The 24149-nt window shown below is 63.0% G+C and carries 11 protein-coding genes; 1 reads left to right on the top strand and 10 read right to left on the bottom strand.

Features of this window, described 5'->3' with window-relative positions; translation table 11 throughout:
* Positions 1-385: 385 nt before the first annotated feature.
* The 9 genes from PMI30_RS13340 to gspG all read right to left on the bottom strand — a co-directional run bounded on the left by PMI30_RS13340 (position 386) and on the right by gspG (position 23061).
* Positions 386-12835, bottom strand: coding sequence for a filamentous haemagglutinin family protein (locus PMI30_RS13340; RefSeq protein WP_008010441.1), 12450 nt, complete (start codon positions 12833-12835; stop codon positions 386-388).
* A gap of 211 nt (positions 12836-13046) precedes the next feature.
* Positions 13047-14219: a substrate-binding domain-containing protein gene (locus PMI30_RS13345; protein WP_008010440.1), complete on the bottom strand. Its 1173-nt coding sequence runs from the start codon at positions 14217-14219 to the stop codon at positions 13047-13049.
* A gap of 474 nt (positions 14220-14693) precedes the next feature.
* Positions 14694-15905 (bottom strand): type II secretion system inner membrane protein GspF, encoded by a 1212-nt coding sequence (gene gspF / locus PMI30_RS13350; protein ID WP_008010438.1) that lies wholly within the window; start codon positions 15903-15905, stop codon positions 14694-14696.
* Entirely contained in the window at positions 15905-17323 is a 1419-nt protein-coding gene (gene gspE / locus PMI30_RS13355) for a type II secretion system ATPase GspE (RefSeq protein ID WP_008010436.1), read from the bottom strand. Before gspE ends, gspF begins: the two co-directional genes overlap by 1 nt.
* Positions 17324-17513: 190 nt before the next feature.
* Complete coding sequence (gspD, locus tag PMI30_RS13360; protein ID WP_008010434.1) at positions 17514-19889, bottom strand: type II secretion system secretin GspD; 2376 nt, start codon at positions 19887-19889, stop codon at positions 17514-17516.
* The gene (gene gspM, locus PMI30_RS13365) at positions 19886-20443 is read right to left on the bottom strand and encodes a type II secretion system protein GspM (RefSeq protein WP_008010432.1); all 558 of its coding nucleotides are present in this window, start codon (positions 20441-20443) and stop codon (positions 19886-19888) included. The genes gspD and gspM overlap by 4 nt, the downstream gene beginning before the upstream one ends.
* Entirely contained in the window at positions 20436-21611 is a 1176-nt protein-coding gene (gene gspL / locus PMI30_RS13370) for a type II secretion system protein GspL (protein ID WP_008010430.1), read from the bottom strand. The genes gspM and gspL overlap by 8 nt, the downstream gene beginning before the upstream one ends.
* Positions 21608-22594, bottom strand: a complete 987-nt coding sequence (gspK, locus tag PMI30_RS13375) for a type II secretion system minor pseudopilin GspK (RefSeq protein WP_008010428.1) — start codon at positions 22592-22594, stop codon at positions 21608-21610. The genes gspL and gspK overlap by 4 nt, the downstream gene beginning before the upstream one ends.
* A gap of 8 nt (positions 22595-22602) precedes the next feature.
* Complete coding sequence (gene gspG, locus PMI30_RS13380) at positions 22603-23061, bottom strand: type II secretion system major pseudopilin GspG (RefSeq protein ID WP_007901208.1); 459 nt, start codon at positions 23059-23061, stop codon at positions 22603-22605.
* A 147-nt stretch (positions 23062-23208) separates the two neighbouring features.
* Between gspG and gspI the strand changes: the two genes are divergently transcribed.
* The gene (gene gspI, locus PMI30_RS13385; RefSeq protein WP_032835548.1) at positions 23209-23589 is read left to right on the top strand and encodes a type II secretion system minor pseudopilin GspI; all 381 of its coding nucleotides are present in this window, start codon (positions 23209-23211) and stop codon (positions 23587-23589) included.
* Between the two features lie 17 nt (positions 23590-23606).
* Here gspI and PMI30_RS13390 read toward each other — a convergent pair whose 3' ends face one another.
* Positions 23607-24038 (bottom strand): type II secretion system protein N, encoded by a 432-nt coding sequence (locus PMI30_RS13390; RefSeq protein ID WP_007901203.1) that lies wholly within the window; start codon positions 24036-24038, stop codon positions 23607-23609.
* Positions 24039-24149 lie beyond the last annotated feature (111 nt).

Genomic DNA, 24149 nt, shown 5'->3' with positions numbered 1-24149 from the left:
TTTAAACAGTGCTTGTTTAGCGGTCTGACGCTGAGCCTTGTGGTGGCTGTACCGGCCCCATCGCGAGCAGGCTCGCTCCCACAGGGGATCTTCTGTGTATTCACTTTTTGCGAACGCCGCAGATCAAATGTGGGAGCGAACCTGCTCGCGAAAGCGGTCTGTCAGTCACTTCCCTGTTGAATGGGCCGGCCCCATCGCGAGCAGGCTCGCTCCCACAGGGGATCTTCTGTGTACTCACTTTTACGAACGCCGCAGATCAAATGTGGGAGCGGGCTTGCCCGCGATGGCGGTCGTGTAGTCAACGGGGAATCCGGCTATGCCGCGCTTCACCCACACACCAGAAAAAAAGGCGACCCAAAGGTCGCCCAAAATTACAACGAGAGTCCTATAAGGTAAGGCTGCCCCGCTCCTCCTCCGTCAACCGCTGCCGCGCTGACTCATCCAGAGCCCCGGCCCCCAACACCTGCACCGGGCTGTTCGGGTTGTACCCAGCCTCCGGCGCTCGGCTCGCGCCATCGCGGGTCGGTGCCAGTTGTTCGGAGCCGAAACTCAACACCTGCACGGTAAATACCGACGCCTGATTCTGCCTCGATGCTGCCTGCTGCTGACGCGCCACGTCCTCTGCCGCTTGGGTGGCCGACGACGCCGCGGAACTGGCCGAGGTGATCGCCCCGGTGTTCACCGAAGCGGTCATCGGCACACCGGTCGACTTGCCCTGGGTCTGAATGTTCGCCGCGTTCACCACCGTCAACGCGGCGATGTTGACGTTACCCGACACCCGAATCCCCGCCTCGCCAGCATCGATGGTGCCCAGTGGCGCGATCAGGTCGATGTCACCCGGTGCCACCTCGGGAATCGGGTTCAACGTCGCGATCCCCGCCCCGGTGCTCGGCACCGAGGGCGACAGGGTCACGTTGCCCCAGGTGTCGTACAGACGTTTGGGCGGCGTGTAGACCACGGTGGTTTTCGATCCGCGACCGGCGTTGATGTCGCCTTCGGCGGACCAGCCCATGATCGAACCACCGAAGGTGGTCATGATCCGGCTTTGGCCAAGCAAGATGCTGCCTTTGGCGTACAGCTGAATGTCGCCCTCGCCTTGAGTGATCACACCAGCGGTGGACGGCGGTGCAGTGCCTTCGATGCCGAAGACCTGGCCACCGCCCGGCGTCAGCATCTGGATGCCGCCGCCAAAATCGGTGTGCACACCGGCACCGCCATACATCGTGATATCGCCCTTGTAGGTGATCGGATTCCCGGCCACGTCCTTCTCGGGAAACAACGCCGCAATCGCCTCGCGACCGCGCACGTAGCTGCCCTGACGCAGGCCGCCCTCTTCGTTGTACTCGCGGCCACCGGCCTTGAGTTCGGCGAAGTACACCTCACGGGCGAACACCCGGCGCTGCTCGGCCGGCAAGGCGACATAGAAGCTGCGCGCCTGCTGCGGGGTGCCCATGAAGCCATAACGAGCGGCCAGCCAGCTGACCAGTTCGGTTTCGTAGGTCTTGGCGACTTTGCCGTCCTGACTGGCCAGCCCAAGACCGGCCTCAGCCAGGTTCGCAGATGACAGATAAGGAGTGATGAAGCGATCGTAGTCAGGTCCGCCGGCACCAACCCCGGCCTGCATCACAATGCTCGCCCCGGCTCTGGAATCCCCCGGCACCACGGCACCGATGCTGGTGACGCTGACCTTGTCTTCCATCAGCAGATTGCGCCCGGCGCTGAGCTCCAGCGTGCCGGGACCGGCGACGTTGAAGTTGCTGTAGAGAATGTCGCGCCCGGCGGAGGCTATGGATATGTCATTCGGGTTGTTGTGGATGAACAGGTTGCCTGTGTGGGTATACGCCAAGGTTGTATCACCACCCACACCACCACTGAGCCCCGTACCGCTGCTGACGATGTCTCGCCCGGCCATCATCCAGACCGGCCCGCCGCCCTCGTACCAGGTTTGTCCAAAGCGAGAATCAGTGGTTGTGGTGAAGGTAATCGCCCTACCGCTGCTGACCGCCAGCAAATCGCCGTTCACGGCGTAAAAACGCGCCGGGTTGGCATTAGCGTCCCCTTCGCCGGCCGCGCTGTCTGCACCAAAGGCGAACAGTGGGAAGATGTTAGAGCCCGCCACGTAACGATTGCCGGTTTCGGACAGATTACTTCCGACTGTACTTGTAGAGACCGTTGCCAAAAATGCAGGTCGTTGAGGTGTCGCCATCGCACTGCCGGAGGCACTCGATTGAGTGACGGTCAGATCACCGCCGTAGATGGAATCACCGGCCAGCAACTGCAACTCCCCGCTCGCCGACGGTGCGAGTACCAAGGCAGGGCGGCGATTGCTCACACCACCACCGGTCCCCAGCTTGCTGGCTTCGCCATAGTAAAGACTGCCGCTGGCCGCAACGGCACGAAGAATGGACGGGTAAACCACCGCCAGGTCCGTCTCCAAACCTTGGGTGTAAGGCGTGAGATTACCGCCCGCCGAGAACAAATCGATGGCGGTGCGCTCTGTCCACAACGTGAACCAACTGAGCCCCAGCCCCTGGACGCCAGCGCCAGAGGTAAACGCCGAACCGCTCATCAACGGCGAACGCCCCGGATCCACGACATCCTGTACCACCAGATATCCCAACGTCGACAGCGCAAACGTGGCATCGCCGGGCATCAATGTCAGCCCGCCCGCCGCGAGACCGCGGGTCGCACGGAATACGTCATAGGCACGGGTTTCACCAGGAGACTGGTCGTTCAACACACTGCCGTAATGAAGGTTGAGGCTGCCCATCGACGCGCTGTCGAGTTGAGCATGGCCGCGCAGGTCGATCACTGCTCCGTTGAGATGCCCGGTGAGGATGGTGCTGGCCGGATTGATTGCGCCACTGACGCGCAGGTCAAGGTCGCCACCGCCGGTCAGTTGCACGTTGCCATCGGCGCCCACACGCCCGGTGCTGCCCACTGCCAGTACCAGCCCTTGGCTCCGAGGGTTGATACTTTGAAAGGAGTTTCCAGCCAGGGTATTCAACACCCCGGCATCGCCCCCAACCTGTACGTTCAGGTCACCACCACCCAAGGTACCGAAGCCGGTGAACCCAACCATCAGATCGGCCTTGCCAGTCTCTGCGCCGGCGGTGTAACTGCCGAAGTTGATCCACCAGGCAGTCGGCTGCGCCGTACCACCGGTCGCAACTCCACCATTGCCCTGGCGCCATAACCAGTTGCCGACATTGACCGTGTCATAACCCCAATCACCAGGGTTGGGGCGTCCAGCGCGACTGGTAGCAGCATCCATACTGTTGCCAGTCAGGTTGCCGCCGACCTTCAATGTCAGATTGCCGCCAAAGTCCGGGTACCAGGCGCGATAGAGGCTGCTGGTGCCGCCATCCACCCATTTTTCGTTTTCACCGAACGCGTCCGTGAGCACCTTGTCATCGGTCCCCCGCGCCCTAGGCTGGTTATAGGGATCATTGGCGTAGGTGGCGCTCGCCGAGGTACCAGCGGTATAGACACCGTACAGCGAATCCATTTTCAGATCGCCTGCCGACAGCAGCTCAAGGTCCGCCGCGCCGGTGCGAATCACGCTCCAGCGCTGACTGCCGGGCTGGTACTCAGGCTGACCGCTGGCCTGGCAGGCTGTCGGATAGTCAGTGCATAGCTCCGGCCAGCCGATGGCGTCGAAGTCAATCGGCTGGCCCACCATACTGGGATCACCCAAAATCTCATTCGCCCCCGCTTCGGTCCACACCTGGCCACCTGCCTTGCCAAACACGCCGTAGTGACTGTCGGCCAGATGCAGGTCACCTCTGGCCGACAGCGGCTGCACGATACGGCTGTCCGCTGCGTCGGTATCGGCCCCGGCCACCAGGCGTAGCGACCAGGATTGCGAGCCTTCGGCCAGCATCGGTGCGATCGCCCAGTTGCGCCCCTGTCGCCCCGCGACTTCCGGCCGCAACTGCACCGAATCCACCCCGGTGAGCAGTTTCACATCGGTGCCGGACGGAATCAGCGCACCACGGGCCAGCGCCAGATTGCCGACGAGACTCAACACATTGGTCTGAGCATTCATTGCTCCCGCGACACTCGGCAACGGCACCCCCTTGGGCCAGACAAAGTTTTGCAAGGACGCAGTGCTGGTCAACAGGCTCCCGGCGCCCAGTTGAGAATCGATGGCCAGGGTCACGCTTTGCTGCAACAAGGTGCCGGCGGCGAACAACAGGTTGCCCACGTTATCGCGCACCTCGGCCGCCAGAACCGTGCCCGCCGGCAGTACCAGCGACTGAGCGAGTGTCACGGCCACCGGTAAACGAGTGCCTGCAACCACCGTCATGCCTTTGAGCGGTACGTCGTAGTTCAAAGTCGTCCCGGCCGGGAACGTGGTGCCGTCGGCCAGGGTGACGCCCGCGCCCGGCACGACGATGTCGCCACCGGTGAAATCGATGCCGGGCAACAGCACCCAGCCCTTGTCGTCCTGGGTGTCCGGCGGCGGCGCGAAGCCGTCGTTGATGCTGCCGTAGATGCTCAGGTCACCACCGGCACGCAACGTCAGGTTGCCGGACTCGCCGGAGCCGTAGATGCTTGTTTTTTGCGTATGCGGGTTGACGCTGGCGTAACGGTAACCCGACAGGTCCAGATCACCCTGCACCACCAGATCGCCGTCAGCGGTGGCACTGACAATCTCGATAACGGGTCGCAGATGGAAGACGTCGGCATAACGGGCATTATTCACCCCCGCCAGTTTGCGCTGCATCAAGTCGTTGTTGGCCAGCGCGGCGTTGATGAACTGGATGCTCTGTTGATGCTTGCCGTCCAGATAAGCCTGATCGATCACTTGATACGGTCGGCCACTGGCCGCCGGGTCAGTGCCCAGCGGTGCATCGTCGTATTGCCACGTGGCGTTCACGGCGATGGAGCGTGCACCTTCGATATCCAGATTGCCGCTGGCATCAATGGCGATGTCCCCGTAGACCGGATCGGCAGCACTGAGGCCCATGCGCCGGGCATTGAGTTCGAGGGTGCCACGGGCGCGACCGTCGTTCTGCCCCGGCAGACTGCCGACCGCCACGTCGGTGCCGTGACGCAGATCGATGCGCGCTCCGCTGGCCAGGGTCAATACGCCCTCGCGGGAGGTCAGGTCGATCATGGCGCGGTTCGGCGAGTCGATGATCTTGCCGTAGCTATCCACCCGCAGACGACGACCATGGGCATCAAGCAAGGCGCCGCTGCCCAGGGTCAGATTTTTTTTTGCCGACAGGCTAATGTTGCCGACCCGCTCGCCACTGGCGTCCACCGTGCCATTAACCCAGAGGCTGCCGTTATCCAGCGACACGGTGATGTTCGACGCCTTAAGGTCGTTGCCAATGACCAGATCACCTTGCTTGAGCTGGAAACTGCGTGAGCCAAACACTTCGCCCTGATTCAAACGCTGGTTGAGCGCGGCGAATTGTTCACTCAGGTTGCCGCTATCGCCCAGGCGTTGCGCCTGGATTTCGATCCCGCCGGCCTGATACGGCATGTAGGTGCTACCGGCGTCGTAATAACCGCTGCTGCTCCCCAGAACGCTGCCTTGCAGGTCGACCACTCCGGCCGTCGGGTCCAGCGCCACGGCACTGAGTTGGCCGGCGCGGTTGTTGCGGGCCGACAGATCAATCCGCGAACCGGCGGCCTGGCGTATGTTGCCGTTGCGGCTCTGCAGAATGACTTCACCGCCGCCGCTGTATTTCGTCAGATCATTGAAGACAATGGCGCGTCCGGCCACATCGATCAGCGCGCCATCCGTCAGCGTCAAGTCGTTGGTAGCGTTGAGGGTCAGCTTGCCGCTGGGCAACACCACCGCACTCGCCAGATTGATGCGGCTGGCGCTCAATGACAATTCAGCCCCGAGGCCGACAGCGCTGGCTGCCGGGTTGGCCGTGCCGCTGACGTCAATGACACCGCCGGCAGTGATGCGATTGACCGAGCCGGCTTCACCGGTCATCAACGGCGTGAGGATGTTCAGGTTGCCGCCGCTGTAACTGAAACCCTTTTGCGCGTCGAAGGCGCCCTGGGTCTGGTACACCGCGAAGCTGCCTTTATGATTGGCGGTGACGCGCTCGCTGGCGCTCAGGTTGACGTTGGCAAAGCCCAGCGCCAGACGATCAAGGCTATCGACAGAATTGGGCTGGGCGAAATCGCCATAACCGAACTCGATGCGCTCGGCCTGAATGTCCAAGCGCCCGCTGCCGGTGCCGGCACCGCCGGCGATCACTGTGCCGGGTACGCCCTTGGCGCCGTTCCAGATCAGATTGGACGTGCGAATCGTCGCCACATCATTCGCGCCGCCAGCGCCATACATCGCGGGAGTGGTGAGCATCAGGTTGTTCAGTCGCGAGCGACCGGTCTGGGCATCGTAGGTGTCGAGGCTGGCGCTGCCGTAGAAATTCAGCGCTTCGCGGGCCGACAGTTCCAGCGTTTCCAATGCCGGAGCGCCGTACTCGGTGTCGCCCCGTAATAAGCGTTCAAGCACTGGCTGGCCCAAACTCAAACCGGTGGGCAATACATTGCGCGTCGCGGCATCGGTCAATGCCTGGCTGCTGCCGACGTTGATGTTGCCCACGGCCAGAGTCAGGTGGCGGGTGCCGTAGCGCACCTGATCGCCCAGTTCCAGGGTCGTGCCCGTCGCCGCGACGAGGCTGCCTTCGGAATAAAGCCGTGTCTGCCCGGCGCAGAGGCTGTCGCAACCGCCCACGCTGATCGATCCACTGAGGGTATTGGGCGCTAACTGCACGTTGAGCAAGCCATTGGAGGCCGCGAGCAGGTTGGTCGCCTGGTAAATGAAGCCGTCCCGGGCATCAAACGACGCCGCGCCACGGCCAATGGTGTTGATCATCGCCCCCTGCTCTACCACCAGATTACCGTTGCCGGTCACCAGGAAGACTTCCGGGGCAGAGAGTGTCGCACCCTGACGCAGGGTGATGTTGGAACTGGCGCCGACGCCGGTGAAATTGATGTAGTTACCGCCCTGGCCATACACCGCGTAAGGCAGTCGGCCGACCATCAACCGCGTCGCCTGCAAGGCATTCAGGCTGTCGGCATCCAGAGTGATGCCGGAGAAGACCGGGGTAGCCGGTTGACCCGCGCCGACGATTTCCAGGTCAACATTGGAGATGGCCGACAAGGCCACGACAGTGCCGCCATACCCACCCGGTGCGGCGTCGAATTTGCCGGTGCCGTTGAACGAAAACGCCTCTTCTTTGGCACCCTTGAGCAGCGCCAGCTTGAGCGTTTTCGCGTCCATCGGCAGCATCGCTCGCGGAACGCCCAACCGCGCGGCATCGGCCACCGCGAACTGGGCGTAACTGGTTTCGTTGTATTGCGAGTAACGGCGCAACACGTCACCCGAGGTGAGGATCAACTGACTGGCAATGCTGTCACGCAGCCCGGTATTGGCCACCGAGAGCGTACCGGCGGTGGTCCACGAACCATTACGCATCCGTTGCGCGCCAGCTACGCTGCCCAATCCCGCCAGGCCGTTGACCTCGACCCGCAATGCCCCCGGCAACAAGGCATAGGTGGAAGGCATCAACGTGTAGGTGCCCGCTGCCAGCCCTGGCACTCCTGCACCAATGGTGACTTGTCGCCCGATCACCGGGTCGACTGCACCACCTTCGACGGCCACTGGTGCATAGGCACTCTGATTGCCCGGCACGATGGCATACACCGGGTTAGTGGCAAGGCCCGGCAAGGTAAAGCCACCATTGGCGCCGATTTGCACCAACGGGTTGTAACGGGCGTCGGTCGAACCGCCACGCCCGGAGATAAACCCGGCCCCCAACAAATCACCGCCACCGGACAGGTCCAGAACGGCCCCTTCCTGGGCCGTGATCGACTGCCCGCCCAAAATCACCCCGACCGTCAGATCACCGTTCTCGTTGAGCACGGATCCTTGGCCGACCAGTGCCACATTTTTGCCCCCATAGCTGTAGGCCTGACCATCGACGGTGCCGCCATAGGGCAATGTCAATCCCTTGCCGCTGACGGAGGTCAAGCTGCCGGGGAGCAGCTCGACTTTCGTCGTTTTACCTGGCATGTCGGTCACGGTTCCGATCTCGAGAAGCCCCAATGGCGCCCGAACGACACCACCTTGCTCGATTCTCCCTGCACCCAATTGCAATCGACCGAAAACCGAATACGGTACATCGGGTGTCACGCTGCCTGTGCGACCGATGACCAAGGTTCGCGTCGGGTCATAGAGCGTCACTGACGTCCCCGCCCCCGCGTTCCAGCCATAACCCGCCAGCACCCGCGCGCCGACCCCGGTGGCCGGGTACAACTGGGCAGCGCGCAAGGTCATATCGCCGGGGGTGATCAATTGCGTGCTAATACCGGTCGGCATTCCCAGCCCCTCAATGCCAGCGAGAAAGCGCAGGTCGCCGCGGCTGTTCAGCTCGATCTGGTCGAAGCCCTCGCGCTCGACGGTGACGGCAGACTCGTCGGCACGCCTGAACGTACCTTTGCTGCTAAAACTGACGCTGCCTTGAACATCCAGCAGATCGGCATTGACCGCGAACAGCGCCTGGTTGTTCGCCGTGGACACAGTAGCGTCGAGCAGCGGTCGGACGTAAACAGTCTTGTTTGGATCATCCGGGGCAAGTATCCCCGCCAACAGCACATGGGGCGCGTTCAGCTCAACCCGGCTATTGACCGCCGCGTCTTTGGCCAGGCCAATGCCCCGGGAATACAGGCTCAGGCTCTGGCCGGTGGTCAGCGCCACATCGCCGGCCACGCTCAACAAGCCATTACTGAGCAGCGCCACATTGTCGAAACCGCCGGCCTGGATCTGATCGACACCCAGTTGGCCGCGACCGTAAACCAGCGAACCGGCGGCTTCCTCAGGCGAACCTTGCACCGTGCCGGGCACATGGGTCTGGCTGAGGATCAGCTCACGAACCTGCAGCACCCGATCAGTGACGGTGGTTTTCAGGTAATAAGGCGTCTGCAGCGCGACCGACAAACTGCCTCCCGCCGCCCCCGCGCCGCCCGCTTTGGCGTTAAAGCTGCCGTCCAGGTACAAGCCATTATTGGAGCCCAGGGAAATACTGCCGCCATTACTTGCCACCCAGGTCTTGCCCTGGCCGGGGATGTCCAGCAACGCCTGAGTGCCCGAGGCTTCCAGGCGCGAACCTTCGCGCAGTACCACGAACAGATCGGACGCCGTGGCTATCCCTGTTTTACCGTCGATCTGGCCACCGAACACAATCTGGCCGCCATTGCGCACCTGTCCATAGGTCCTGCCACGGGCATCAACCGCCGTCGCTGCGCGGGCCGCGACATCGATCAATGCCTGTTCACCGAGCCAGATGGAACGGCCATGACCGATGGCGTTTACCGCGTCGGCCGCCTGCCCGGTGACATTCAGCGCGCCCAGCGTAACCTGCCCGCCCCAGGCATTCAGCGTGCCGTTGGCGGTCAGTTGGCCGATGCTGCGCAGGTTGATTGACTGGCCAGGGTCAACGCTGATCACTGAGCCCTGGCCCAGGGTCAATGCGGTGCTGGCCATGGCCGCCGCGCTCGATTGCTGCGTGCCAGCGTTCAGGTTCAGGCTGGCGCCGCGACGCTGGGTCAGCACGCCTTTGAGCGGATTTTCCTGATACAGGGTCGGCAGCCAACGCTCCAGCGCCGTCGCCGGTTCCGCGCCGGTTTCCGTGCGCGCGGCATCTTCGCCAAAGCGATAGGCCGGCGCGATCACCTCGACCTGAGCGCCATCCGCGACGATCAAACCTTCATTGCCGGTGATGTCGTAGGCAGAAAAGCCTTTGTTGAAAAAGTCTGCGGCCAACTGCAGCGTGTCGCTCGCGGGGACAGCGTCTGCCTCCCCGATCTGCACCTTATGGGACTGGATTTTCAAGGTGCCGCCACCGGTCACGCCTTCACCGCGCAACCCTGCCCCCAACGTCAAGGAAGCCGATCCTGACGGGCTGCCGTCACCCGCCGCCAGGGTCAGATCACCGCCCTTGCCGCCGCGGGTCTTGCCGTCGGCCATGACCGCGCCGCCAGAGGACACATCGATCAGGCTGCCCGCCTGCAAGTCGATATCGCCGCTGCTGCGCAACGACACCGTGCCGCCATTGAGGTACGGCAAACGCGTGCTGTCGCTGGCATCAAGCAGCAGGTTGCTCCACAGACCGGCGGTGTTCAGCCGCACGCCATCGGCCACCGTTACCTGGGCCTTGAAATCACTGGTGGGTGCCAGGATCACATCGCCCACCACGAAGTTACTGTCGACATTGACCTGTTTGAGCACGTTGCCCAGACGAATGCTGCCACCGCGAGCGGTGAGGTCAGCGTTGGCGCTGACTTGCGGGGCATACAGGGTGATTTCACCACCGTCAGCCACGGTCAGCGCGGCGTCGACCTGAACCTGTTGCCGGGCCGCGACTTTCACCGTGCCGAGCTGGAAACCATTGAGCTGATCGCCGTCCAGTTGCAGTTTGCCTTGCCGGTCACTGGCCACCACCGAGGTCAAGTCAAGGCCGGCGGCGATCTTCTGCTCGACATCGCCAATGAGCACCTGATTCAGGGTCGGGCTCAAGCCACTGTTGAGCGAACCCGTGGTGGTGTCGTAAATCGGTGTGTAGTTGCCGACCAACAACTGTGCCCGTCGAGCCACAGCGGTTTGCGATTGCCGGTATCCGTCGAGACCGGAAATCGGTGCTTGCGTCTGGCGCTCGCCCTTGAACACTTCACCGACGATCTGCCCCTCGAGCACCGCGCTGGTGGTGGCGATCACCAGTTTGCCGGCGTCGCGGCCCACGGTGTAACCCTGCTCGTACCGTTGCTTGGGCGCGATCAGCGGGCTGTAGTAATAGTCGGTCTGGCCCCAGCGCTCGCTGTGATCTTCGTAGCCTTTGTAAAGCCCGGAATAGAGAATGTCCCCCGGTGCGCGCGACAATTCATACAAACGGCCATTCGGCCCCTTGAGCCAGGATTGCTGGACGTAACCGCTCTGCACATCCAGCGTGCCACCCGACAAGTTGAGCTGCGCGTTCTGCTGCGTCACCACGTCATTGCCGGTGAAGGTCAACGTGCCGCCCAGGGCCATCCATTCGCCGACGCTGTGATTTTGCGTGCCGAGGTAACCACCCACTTCCAGCAAACCACCGGCGGTGTACCAACGATCAGTGGCGTAGCCGTTGGTGCCGGCGGCTACCTGCACCAGCTCACGTAAATCGACCCACACATCACTGTTGCTCAGTTTGCCGCCATCGCGGTTGACCGACGCGTCGCGCTGCTCGTTGCCCTGGACGTTGACCTTGATGCTGTTGGATTCCATCGCCACCTTGACGCCGATGGCGCCGGACACGTCGATCACCGCGCCCTCTTGCACCAGGCTGCGACGGCCGGCACTGACCGCGACCTGGCCGCCGGTGGCCAGGGTGATCGAGCCGTTCTGGAAATCGACACTGCCGCCACTGACGATCTCGACCCGCGACTGGTCGGTGCGGTCGGCAACAGCGCTGAGGTTGTTGAAGCGCCCGGTATTCAGCGTGTTCGATAAACCGTCGAGGCCCGCCAGCGCCGCATTGCGCTGGCTGTCCAGGGCCGAGCCGCTGGCGGCGTCGAGCAGGATCGCCGTGGTGCTGCCCTGGCCGAGCGTCACGCTGCCGGTGCTGTCGGTGGCCGAGTTGAGCAGGTGCACGGTGCCACGAATATCGACCGAGGTGCTGGCCACGGCCACGGCGTTTTGCTGCACCTGATGCCCGGTCAGGGTGATGTCGCCGGTGGACGCCTGAATAAGCCCGTTGTTGATCACCGTACCGGCGCTGCTGCCAGTTTTGAGCGCCGTGGCCACTTCGTTGCCGCGGGTGGTAGAGCGTTGGTTGCCGCTGGTGCCGACACCATGACGGATGTAAAAGCTGTCGCCGGCGGCCAACGTAGTCTGCCCTTTGGCAGTGACAATGGAGCCGGCGTTCTCCACCTCGGTGCCAAGCAGCAAGGTGTAACCGCCGGCGTCGGTGGACGATGCCGCCTTGTGGGTTTCGATCAAGGCACCGCGCTCCACCAACACTTTGCCGGCGGCATCAGCGAAGGTCGGCTGACTGCCGGTGGCATCGACATACAAGCCGCGCTGGCTGAACTGTTCGTCGGTGATCGTTGCCGCGGCGGCTACCAGGTTGCGCACGTTGACCTGGCTGCTGCCGCTGAACACGATGCCGTTGCGGTTGATCAGCATCACCGTGCCATCGCCCTTGATCTGCCCCTGGATCTGACTCGGGCGCGCACTCGGATCGTTGATGCGGTTAAGCACCGCCCAGTTCGATTGCTGCTTGAAATCCACGGTGGTGTTGCGCCCGACGTTGAAGGTTTCCCAGTTGAGAATCGCCTTGTCGGCGGTCTGCTGGATCTTCACCGTGGTCTTGCCATCGGCCTGGCTTTGCTCCGGCGCCTGGGCATTGGCCCAGCCCTGGGTCAGGCTGTTGTCGACTTTCAAACCGCCCTCGCCCAGCCCGTCAGGCACCGCCTGCACCCGACCGAACGCTGCCTGACGCCCCGCCGCTTGCGCGGCTTGCTGCGCGGCAATCGCAGCCACGGTGTTGTTGAGGTTGGTCAGTGAACGCTGCAACTGCTGATTGGCCTTTTGCTGCTGCGCCAACGGTGGTGGCATGCCCGGCACTGCCGCCCCTGGCCGCGCAGCACCGGCAGACTGCGCCGCGCCCTTGGCGGCGAACCAGCTGGAACTGAATGCGGTCGCCGCGTGGGCATTGCCGGCAACCATCAACAACGCAATGGCCTGGGCCAACGGCTTGAGCCGCAGTATCGACAGCTCGCCATCACGACGCGGGGCATTCGGTTTTGCCAGAGGTTTGCAGCGCAGCATCACTACTCATCCTTTCGATTTGCAGAAGGTCTGCAACGCCATGCCATCAAGCGGCCAGCGTTGCTTATAGGGGATAGGCGGTTTCGCGAAGACGCGACCGAACTTCTGTCATGCAATATTCATCTGGCCGTTTTGCGCAGGTCATACGCAAAAAAATCAGCAACGGCTTGCGCCGTTGCTGACCGGGTATTGCGGGTCGTTGAAGCGAGGGTTACAGCGGACGACCGATGGCGTTGCAGACGTTGGTGTTGCCGATGTTTTGAGCGCTGGTCGCGGTCAGGAAGGTGTTGCGGATCGCAGTCTTCCAGGCCAGTGGCAGCGGTACGAAACGGTTGGCGGTGATGGCGGCGTCGTTGTTGGTGGCGGCGTTGGAACCGTAGTGACGGGTAAAGAAGTCACGAACCTGAGTGCTCTGAGTGCCGTCGGCATAGCACTGGCTGAAGATCAGGTTGGTGAAGCCCAGGATCGGGTAACCGGTGGTTGGGTAAGCCACGACACTTGGATCGGTCGGGCTGGTGGTGGCGGCGAACACTGGGACCCAGGCGTTAGGGTTGGCACGGTTGGCAGCGGCAGGCACGGCGACGGCAGCGATAGCAGTCGACACGTTGGCAGGCGCTGGCGAAACACCGGCAACCTTGGCGACTTTGGTGGCGTCGTCCAGACCGGCCAGGGTTGGCGCGGCGTAGTCCGGGCTCATGTAAGTGATGCGACCTTGAGCGGCGTTCAGTGCATCCATCACGCCTTGGCTGGTGACCGCTGGAACGGCACCGGCCGGCAAGCCACCCGAGTAGCTGGAAGCGAAGTTGGTGGTGATCGCAAAGGTGCCGGTTTCAGCGCACTTGGCGTTCAGGAAGCGGGTGAACAGCTCGGTGGTGCCGCTGCTTTCGTTGCGGTAAACCACGTTGATCGCGCCGGTACGGCCGGAACCGGTGATCTGGCTCCAGTCGGTCAGACGGCCGGAGAACACGCCGCACAGTTGGTTGACGCTCAGATCAACGTTGGCAGTGCCGGTTTTGTTGAACGGAATGGCAACCGAAGTGGCCACCGAAGGCACCTGGATCAATGGACCCCAGGCAGCGCCGTGAGCCGATACATAGTTGCTCAATTCGGTAGCGCTGAGTTTGGAATCGCTACCGGCCCAATGCACGTTCTTGCCGGTGGTGCCGGCCACGAACTTGGTGTAGTCGTTGTTCAGGAAGGCAGCCTTGCCGTTGCCGCTGCCAACGCCGATGTAGGCGGCGAAGCCAGTGGTCAGTACGCCAGTGGTCTGGTACAGCGGTTGTGGCAGGGTCGCGCCACCACCATTGATGTCAGCCATTGCAGCCTGTGCCGAGCACAGGGCAGCGAGGGTCAGGGATACCGCGAGAACGTTGCGCTTAAACATGAAGAATCTCCTTTCATCGTGTTCGTACGTTGGGTGAGTTGCTCGTGCATGACGCCATGGCGCTCAAGTCCTGTGCCCGGAACCGCGAGGGTTGAACGGCGTATGGGGTGAGGCCATGGGTCAGAAGTTCGCAGCTTCCAGTGACAGATAAAGGAAAAAACCTCGGGAGCCGGGCGTTGATTTTTCGGCGGATTCTCGGGTGTTCGCGGGGGCTTTTCGCGGTGTTTGGCGCGAGGCTTTGGTCGGTTTGGCCGAAGGTCGGCTGGAGGGCTTGATGGGTCGTTGCAGATGACAGAACGACGAACCCGAGGATGCCGGGATTGGGGCTCGGGTGAGGCTTGGATCAGTGGAAAATAATTCAAGTAATTGTTGTCAGGGAGTCAGTCTTCGCGAGCAGGCTCGCTCCCACATATGATCTTCGGTGTGACACAGACCCAATGTGGGAGCGAGCCTGCTCGCGAAGCTTTTCCGCCTTTATTGCACCAACTGATTGATCTCGATGATCGGCAACAGCACCGCCATGACGATCACCAGCACCACCGCGCCCATGACCACGATCATCAACGGTTCCAGCAACGCGGTCATGCCCATGGCCCGGCGTTCGATGTCGCGAGACAGGGTTTGCGCGGCGCGTTCGAGCATCGGCGGCAACGAGCCGGTTTTCTCGCCGCTGGCGATCAAGTGAATCAGCACCGGCGGGAAAACTTTCTCGACCCGCAGCGCAGCGGCCAGGTTAACGCCCTCGCGAACCTTGGCCGTGGCGTCGCTGACGCTAAGGCTCAGGCGGTCGTTGGACAAGGTCTGGCGCGCCGCCTCCAGCGCACGCAACAACGGCACTCCGGCGCCGCCGAGAATCGCCAGGGTCGAGGCAAAACGCGCGGTGTTCAGCCCCAGCACGAACCGCCCGATCAAAGGCAAACGCAGGATTCGACTGTGCCAGCTCAAGCGTGCCGCCGGGTTGCGCAAGTACAGGCGCCAACCCCAGAAGCCGCCCGCCATCAGACTGAAACACAACCAGCCCCAGCCACGAATGAAGTCACTGGCGTTGAGCATCGCCAGGGTCAGCCCCGGCAGGTCTTGCCGCGCCTGGGAAAACGCGCTGACCACCTGCGGCACCACGTAGCTGAGCAGGAAAATCACGATAGCAATCGACACCAGCCCCACTACGCCTGGATAGATAAACGCGGTGAGAATCTTGCCCCGCAGGTTGTTGCGCTCTTCGATGTAATCGGCCAGCCGCTCCATCACCTGGGCGAGGTCGCCGGACTCCTCGCCCGCCGCAATCAACGCCCGATAGATCTCTGGGAAGTCCCGGGGTCGTGCCGCCAGTGCTTCGGCCAGGCGCATGCCGCCACGAACATCGGCGCGCACCGCGCTGAGGGTCTGGGCAATGTGTTTTTTTTCGGCTTGCTCTACGGTGGCGCTCAACGCGGCTTCCAGCGGCAGGCTCGCACCCAGCAGGCTCGCCAGTTGCCGGGTGGCCCAGGCCAGGTCGTTGTCCGAGAGCTTGGCGCTGAATAATCCACCGCCACCGCCCGCCGGCGTGTTGCTCTCGACTTGCACCAACAACGCCGTCAAGCCACGACTGCGCAATACGCCGAACGCCGCGCTCTGGCTGTCGGCTTCCAGGTGGCCGGCCTCGATCTTGCCGTTGGCGTCGGCGGCTTCAAAACGGTAGCGGTTCATCAGGCGTCCCGTGTCACACGAAGGATTTCTTCCGGCGCGGTGGCACCGCTGCGAACCCAGCGCTCGCCGTCTTCACGCATGCTGAACATCCCGGCCTCGCGGGCGGCGGCTCTCAAGGCCTGCTCGCCGGCGCCCTGATGGATCAGTGTGCGGATGTCATCGTCGATGCAGAACAATTCGTGAATGCCGGTACGACCGCTGTAGCCGGTGTGGTTGCATGCGGCACAACCGAGCGGTCGCCAGGTGCCGGGGGTGGCCGGGTCTTCCTGTTTGCAGTGCTGACACAGCCGCCGCACCAAGCGTTGCGCGAGCACCCCGAGCATCGATGACGCCAGCAGAAACGGTTCGACGCCCATGTCGATCAGCCGGTTGACCGCCGACACCGCGTCGTTGGTGTGCAGCGTCGCCAACACCAAGTGACCGGTGAGCGAGGCCTGCACGGCGATTTGTGCGGTTTCGAGATCGCGGATCTCGCCGATCATGATGATGTCCGGGTCTTGCCGCAAAATCGCCCGCAGCGCCAGGGCGAAGGTCATGTCGATCTTGGCGTTGACCTGAATCTGGCTGATGCCCGGCAAGTCGTATTCCACCGGGTCTTCAACGGTGAGGATGTTGCTGGTGCTGGCGTCCAGCCGTGCCAGCGCGGCATACAGGCTGGTGGTTTTGCCGCTGCCGGTGGGGCCGGTGACCAGCACGATGCCGTGGGGTTGGCGGATCAGGTTGTCGAGTTTGGCCAGCACTTGCGGGTCCATGCCCAGGGTTTCCAGTTGCAGGCGCCCGGCCTGTTTGTCCAGCAGGCGCATCACCACCCGTTCGCCATGGCCGGTGGGCACCGTGGAGACGCGAATGTCGATCGGCCGCCCGGCCACGCGCAAGGCGATGCGGCCGTCCTGGGGCAGGCGTTTTTCAGCGATGTCGAGTTGCGCCATGATCTTGATCCGCGACACCAATGCGCCGTGCAGCGCCTTGCGCGGCGACACCACATCCCGCAGCGTGCCGTCGACCCGATAGCGCACCACCGAATGGCTTTCATAGGGTTCGATGTGAATGTCGCTGGCCTCGTCCCGCGCCGCTTGCGTGAGCAAGGCGTTGATCATGCGGATCACCGGCGCGCCGTCCTGGGTATCCAGCAGGTCGGTGATTTCCGGGATGTCCTGCATCAGCCGGTCGAGATCGACTTCGTTTTCCGCCGCGCCGACCACCGCCGCCGCACTGCCGGTGTCGGCATAGGCACTGGCGAGCAAGCCGTCGAGTTCTTCGTCGCGCACCCGCTCCAGCCGTGCCGGGCCGAACTGACGCCGCACTTCACTGATCGACCAGCCCGGCGTCGACGGACACACCGTCAACACCGCGCCCTCCTCGCCGGTGCGCAGCAGGATTCGTTGGGCCTTGGCCCAGGCGTAGGGCAACGCGCTCATACTGAACGCCCCTCGGTCCCTCTGGCGAGCGGGCTTGTTGTGGCGAGGGGGCTTGCCCCCGTTGGGCTGCGAAGCGGCCCCCATACCTGAGCACTCAATTTTCCAGACACACCGCATTCTCCGGATTTACGACCGCTTCGCGGCCGAACGGGGGCAAGCCCCCTCGCCACAAAAAGTGCTGCGATTGTGTTCATTGAATCGGCACCGCGCGAATGGTCGCTCGCGGCTGCGCATTCGATACCGGCACACCCTGAGCCGCCGTCGGCAGTTGCGGTGCCTGCATGTCCGGCATGGCCCAGCTGCGCTCCGGTTGCATTCCGCCCTGGGCGCGGCGCATGAAGTCGTAGCGGTTGAGGGTAATCGCGCGCCCGGCGCCGCTGTCGCGAATGATGTATGGGCGCAGGAACACCATCAGGTTGGTCTTGGTGATCGCCCGGCGCTCATTGCGAAACAGCGCGCCGATCCCGGGAAGGGTCGACAGCCATGGCACCGCGTCGTTGCTTTGGCTGTAGCCGTCCTGCAGCAAGCCACCGAGCACCATGATCTGCCCGTCATCGAGCAGGATGCTGGTGTCGATCGCGCGTTTGTTGGTGACGATCCCGGCGGCGGAAGCGCTGTTGGACGCGCGTTCGTCGATGCTGCTGACTTCCTGATAGATGTCGAGCTTGACCGTGCCGCCCTCGGAAATCTGTGGTCGCACGTTGAGCTTCAAACCGACTTCTTCACGGGTCACGGTCTGGAACGGGTTGTTGCTGGTGCCGCCACCGCCGGTGACGTAGCTGCCGCTGACAAAAGGAATGGTCTGGCCGACAAAAATACTCGCGGCTTCGTTGTCGAGGGTCAGCAGGTTCGGCGTCGACAGCACGTTGGTACCGCCCTTGCTCTTCAAGGCGCGAGCGAGCACTTTCAGGTCGAGGATCTTGCCGATGCCGGGAATGTCCACCGTGCCGTTGACGTAGCCGAGGTTGAGGCCTTGGGGCAACACGTCAATGCTGGTCTTGCCGTTGGTATTGATCCCCGAGCCACCGAGGTTGGCGCCACCGATCACGCCATTGCCGCCCAGATTACCGGTCTGCCATTGCACGCCGAATTCACTGGCATCGTCTTCGCCGACTTCGACGATCAGGCTTTCGATCACCACTTGCGCGCGGCGCTGATCGAGCATGTCGATCACTTCACGCAGGTTGCGGTACACCGGTTCCGGCGCGGAAATCAGCAAGGTGTTGGTGGTGCCGTCGGCCTGGATGGTCACGCCGCCCGCACTGAAGGCGACGTTCTGTTCACTCTGCTGACCGCTGCCTGTCTGGCCACTTGAACCGCTGGTGCCCTGCCCGTAACCGTTGCCGCCCGTGGTGCTGCTGCCCGACGTAGAGGTTTGCGTGCCGCTGCTGCTCTGGCTGCCGCTCTGCCCGTTCTGGCCACCGCTGGTGCTGCTGCCCATCGCGCTGAGCACCGAACGCGCGCCGTCGCTGCTGCCGCTGTCGCTTTCCCCGGTCAGCAAACCGCGCAGGGCCTGGGCCAGTTTGGCGGCTTGGGCGTTGCGCAGGTACACCACGTGCAGGTTGCTCGGGTTGCTCTGGGCGTTGTCGAGTTTGTAGATCAGGTTGCGTGCCAGCTCGGTGCGTTCCGGGCTGCCGGCACGGATGATGATCGAGTTGGAACGCGGATCGCCAATCACCGAAATCTTCTGCGTCGGGTCGTTGCCCGGCGCCTCCAGTAGGTCCGAGACCATGCCGGCGATGTCCGCTGCGATACCGTTCTGCACCTGCACCACGTCGGTGTCGATGGCGCTTGGGCTGTCGATGCCCTGAATGATCTGCGCCACCCGCGACAGGTTCTCGGCGTAATCGGTGACGACGATGGTGTTGTTGCCGGGGTAGGCGTTGATCGGGTTGTTCGGCGACACGATCGGGCGCAGCACCGGAATCAGGTTCACCGCGTTTTCGTATTGCAGGCGGAAGGTACGGGTCAGCATGCCATTGCCAGCGGGTTTGTCGGCGCTGTAAATCGGCCCGCCGAGCAACTTGGCATCGGCCTCCGGCACCACTTGGGAAACCCCGCCGACATCGACCACGCTGAAACCCTGCATGCGCAGCGTCGCGAGCAGCATGTCGTAGGCCTGATGCGCCGGCACTTGCCCTTCGGAGACCAGCGTCAGGTTGCCTTTGACCCGTGGATCGACCAGAAACTGGCGACCGGTGGACCGCGACAATGCACGCACCACCGCCGGGATATCGACGTCGACAAAGTTCAGCGTCACCGGTTGGTTACCCAGCGGATTGCTCGCCGGTGCGCTACCGGCGGGCAGTGCATTGCTGCGGCCGGGGCTGCTGATTTTGTGTTGCACTCCCGGCGGCTGCTTCAACTGCGCCTGGTTTTTTTGCCGATCCGCCAATGCATCGCCGGTACGGTTGGTATCGGCCAACGGGCGTCCCAATTCGCTGTCCACCAGCAACGGTGGCTGTTGCGTCGTGGTGGCGGTGTTGCTGCACGCGCTCAGTGCCAGCAATAAAAACGGCGCGGCCATGCGGCACTGACGCGCATACAGAGAACCTGACCACTTCATGAAGCTTCCTTAGCGCCAAGCGCCTGATCCATGCGAACGGTTCCGGACAGAGTGCCTGCCGTGTCATTGGGCAAAGGGTCGCCTGCGCGCTGCAGACGAACCTCGACCACTTCAAGGGAAAATTGCCGGGGATTGCCCAGCAGCCAGCCGACCACGGCGTCTGCCGGGGCCTCGTCGAACGTCAAGCGCCAGGCTTGGGGGGTTGCGGTGTCCGGCGCCTGTAATTGGTAATGCCCCGTCAGGCCACTGGCTTCGAGGCTCTGGCGCAGGGATTGCTCGAGGCCTCGCGCGGTGGGCGGCCGCGCCACCTCGCGCAGCAAGACCTCCAGCGCTTCGGCCTGGGAGCGCAGCTTCGGCGTTTCGGTCTGCCAGTAATCGATCTTTTTCAGCGGCGGTTGAATCAGCAACAGCCAGGTCAACAAACCTGCCAGCACCAGCGCCGTGCCCGCGACCATGCGTTTCTCGCGCAGCGCCAGGCCTTGCCAGATCACTTGGGCACGGGCGTTGAAGTGCTGCCAGCGCGCACGGTAAATCCCCAGGGAATATTTACTCATCGTCGGCTCCGCTGGCGTTGTCTACATCGCTGGCCGCAGCCTCGGCGGCCGGACGCAAGGCCCAGCCATCGTCGGTGGCGTTGATTGCAACGCCGGCCTGGGTCAGCGCGGTTTGCCATTGCTTGTCGCTGCCGGTTTTACGCGCATCGCTGAGCAAGCTCAGCTGCAACTCGCCCTGTTCAAACACCAGCTGTTGCACGCTGCCGGCGATGAAAGGCATGCCGCTGCCGGCCTGTAGCACCAGGCTGGCGAAACGCTGGGTCGGGTCGGTCGCGGCGCCGCTCTGGCGGGCGGCCAATTGCTGACGCGCTTGTTGCAGCGGATTGAGGATTACCGGCAGCTCAGGGAAGGCCTGCTTCACCCGTTGGTTCATGTGCGTCTTGAGTCGCTGGCCCTGCGTCGCTTCACGGGCCGCGTACAGATTCAGCCCCAAGGTCCAGACCGCCACGGCCATCGCACAAAAGGCCGCCGCCCGACCCCAGCCTGATTGACCGGCGCTGCGTTGTTGAATCCCGCCGTGCACGCCCCAGCCGGGCAAGGCACCGGTCCAGCGTTGTTCGGCGGGTAACGGCGTGATCGTCGTCTCTGGCAGCGCTTCGCCGATCCATTGCACGCTGGCGCCGTGCTCCAGCAACAGATCACTCAACGCCTCCTCCACCGCCGGGTGTACGACCGCGTACTGAAGGCTGTAACGCACCAATAGATGCCCGTCCCGAACGCAGGCCACCGGGCCATCCGCGACAGGCAAGCAATACGCACCCGAGTACACACCGCGCAGGGTCAATCGCGCCATCCGCAGTAGCTGGCCGAACTGGCTCAGCCATTCCCGGGACAACCACGCAATGTGCACGCGCCCCTGCTCGTCCCGTGGGCTGTGGGCGATGTGCATCTGCTCGCAGGACCCGAGGATCAACGCCTGCGCCGCGCACTGCACCGCTGCCGTGGTTTTGCTGGCCGGTAAAATCGGCAGGTCGATACTCGCCAACAGGCTGTCCTGGGGGTGCAGAAAGAATGCAATCGCCGGGGTTTTTCCGCTCTGGCCCAATTGCAGCAAGGTGCTTTCGCCCTCGCGGGTCACCTGCCCCTGACGGTCCAGCCAGGCGAATTGCAGCGGGCTGTCGAGGGTCAGATCAGCCAGTGGCGGCAAGGCGATGCGCAACTGACTCATACACCCACCCGTGACCAGATCACCTCGGGCAAGCGGTCTTCGCTGCGGTGCAGCAAGGCATCGAGGCGGACCCGACGCTGATCGTTGCGAGCCTTGCCACGCAGGCGGAACCAGTCGCTGGTGATCCCGACTTTGACGGTCGCCAGCTCCAGATTCGGCATGCGCAGGCGGTTGACGAAATCCCCCCGATTGATGAACCACTGACCGCCGTCACGCTCGTTGATCAAGGCCTGGGCGCGTTCGATCGACAGCCCCGGCACATAAGCGGCCAGCACCGGTGCGCTGGCGGTGTTGCCGTTGAGCCAGGTATTGGCTGGGAGAATGGTCAGGTAAGGCGTGATCTTCGCCAGCAGCGCATCACTCATACCTTCAATACTGCGTAAATCGTCGAGGCTGCGCAGCATCGGGCGCGTGGGCAATTGAGGTTTGCGCACGGCATTCGGCGAGGTATCGCGGCCACTGTCAAAGCCGCTTTTGGGCGATGCTTTGTCCGCCAACTCTGGGTTCAACAGACGGGGGTAGGAGGCGATCACCCGCTGGATGATGCGTTGGCTCAGAGCCCCATTGACCCCGATCAACTGGCACAGGCGCTGAAAGTTCACCCGTTGTTCCTCGTCGATTCGTTCATTGGCGACCAGGTTGCGCAGGTTGAACTTGCCCTGCTCATCTTCCAGCCGGCCTTCGAAGGGCAAATCACGACCGTCATAAGGCGCCATCACCAACGGCTGCGCCCACGGCTGATCGAGACGGGTCAACGGGTCACGCCGGCGCGCATCCCACAGCAGATGTCGGCTGATTTCGATGCCGCCGTGCAGCACCCAGGCGCCCTGCACTCGCAACTGCTCAGCCTCAAGGCTTCGGGTAAACACCGTTTGCCGGGTGAGCATGCCGCCAGCAATCACCGCCACCACCGCCGCGATCAGCAAGGCACTGATGATCGCCATGCCGCGTTGCTTCGCCACTGCCAGCGAATAGGCTTTCATGACCGCGCTTACAACTGCCAGGAGCCGATATCGGCATTCACGCCTTCGCCGTCAGGCTGGCCGTCGGCACCGAGGGAGAAGATATCGACTTCGCCATTCGCGCCCGGATTCAGATAGTTGTAGGGACGGCCCCACGGGTCATTCGGCAGGCGTTCCAGATACGAACGCCAGTTGCTGTTCTTGGCGTCCGCCGGGCGTTCGACCAGCACTTTCAAGCCCTGGGTCATATTCGGATAGGTGCCGTGGTCCAGGCGATACAGCTTCAAGGCTTGCATCAAGCCGCCAATGTCCTGTTTGGCGGCCGTGGCCCGCGCCTGGTCCGGACGGTCCAGCACCTTGGGCACCACCATCGCCGCCAGAATCCCGAGAATCACTACCACCACCATGATCTCGATCAAGGTGAAACCTTGCTGCCCCCGAGGCAGGCGGGGTTGCTGATTCAGCAACTTGAAGCGCGCGATATCCATCTCGACATTCCCTGGCTTGATTCGATTCGACGCGCAGTGTTGCAAGAAGATATGTCAGTGATGTTGAAATTCCTCGGGAGCTTTGGTCGTCAAGCCGTCAAGCCCGGACGCTACCGTCAAGTGCTGTCCCGACTGCCCGAGCGCCTGATGCAACGCCCTTCCCGAGAAGCCGGTTTTACCTTGATTGAAGTGCTGGTGGCGCTGGCGATCATCGCCGTCGCGATGTCTGCCGCAGTGCGGGTGGCCGGGTTGATGACCCAGAGCAATGGTCTGTTGCGCGACAAATCCATCGCGCTGCTGGCGGCCCAGAGTCGTCTGGCCGAGCTGCGCCTGGAGGGCCGTTTGCCGCTGGGGGCGAAAGCGATCGAATGCGATCAGGGGCGATTGCTGTTGCGCTGCGAACAGGCCATCGGCAACGCGCAGAACGGCCGCTTGTTGCGGGTCGATCTGCAAGTGTTCGACCGCAGCCGCGAAGCACCGCCACTGGCCCGACTCGATACCTTGCTCAGTCGACCGATCACCAAATAAACGCGATCCCTGTGGTTTCAGGGTTGAGTCAACACGGGCAGTACCGGTGAATCTGGCAGTTTGTCGAGCACCAGCCGGGTTTGTTCGGTGCCGCGTTCGATCACCACGGCGTCGCCGTCGATGGCCACGACTTTCACCCCTTGGCTCACGCGCTCGCCCACCAGAAAGCTGCGTGGCGGGCCATCGTTGAGGCTGAGAATGGCCACGGCGCCACGGCTGCCCGCCAGCACGCCGCCGACCTTGATATCGACCGGCGCCGGTTGGTTGGAAAACCATTGCAGGGCCGGGTTGTTGGAGCGCTCGGCAATCAATTGCGGCGCCGCCTCCGGGGTTCGCGATTCGGCCGAGGTGAGCAGCAGTGATGACCAGGTGACGACACCGGCCAGGGTCGCCAGCAAGGCAACAGCCTGCACGCACTGTGCCGGGGAAAACCGATCGGTGAACGACATGGGCTGAATCTCCTTTTAGTCCCTGCCCTGAGCCTACCGCTTAATTCTCACGTTTTTATTTCACACACCCATCATCTTTGCCGTGCAGGATAAAAGCCGACGCAAAGGAGC

The organism is Pseudomonas sp. GM50 (assembly GCF_000282375.1).
GTDB lineage: Bacteria > Pseudomonadota > Gammaproteobacteria > Pseudomonadales > Pseudomonadaceae > Aquipseudomonas.
This window is presented reverse-complemented; position numbering and strand designations above follow the sequence as displayed.

Excerpts from the sequence above, each read along its gene's own strand:
- gspI (WP_032835548.1), top strand. The coding sequence starts at position 23,209 with ATGCAACGCCCTTCCCGAGAAGCCGGTTTTACCTTGATTGAAGTGCTG.
- gspM (WP_008010432.1), bottom strand. The coding sequence starts at position 20,443 with ATGAGTAAATATTCCCTGGGGATTTACCGTGCGCGCTGGCAGCACTTC.
- PMI30_RS13345 (WP_008010440.1), bottom strand. The coding sequence starts at position 14,219 with ATGTTTAAGCGCAACGTTCTCGCGGTATCCCTGACCCTCGCTGCCCTG.
- gspD (WP_008010434.1), bottom strand. The coding sequence starts at position 19,889 with ATGAAGTGGTCAGGTTCTCTGTATGCGCGTCAGTGCCGCATGGCCGCG.
- gspE (WP_008010436.1), bottom strand. The coding sequence starts at position 17,323 with ATGAGCGCGTTGCCCTACGCCTGGGCCAAGGCCCAACGAATCCTGCTG.
- gspL (WP_008010430.1), bottom strand. The coding sequence starts at position 21,611 with ATGAGTCAGTTGCGCATCGCCTTGCCGCCACTGGCTGATCTGACCCTC.
- gspG (WP_007901208.1), bottom strand. The coding sequence starts at position 23,061 with ATGGATATCGCGCGCTTCAAGTTGCTGAATCAGCAACCCCGCCTGCCT.
- PMI30_RS13340 (WP_008010441.1), bottom strand. The coding sequence starts at position 12,835 with ATGCTGCGCTGCAAACCTCTGGCAAAACCGAATGCCCCGCGTCGTGAT.
- gspK (WP_008010428.1), bottom strand. The coding sequence starts at position 22,594 with ATGAAAGCCTATTCGCTGGCAGTGGCGAAGCAACGCGGCATGGCGATC.
- gspF (WP_008010438.1), bottom strand. The coding sequence starts at position 15,905 with ATGAACCGCTACCGTTTTGAAGCCGCCGACGCCAACGGCAAGATCGAG.
- PMI30_RS13390 (WP_007901203.1), bottom strand. The coding sequence starts at position 24,038 with ATGTCGTTCACCGATCGGTTTTCCCCGGCACAGTGCGTGCAGGCTGTT.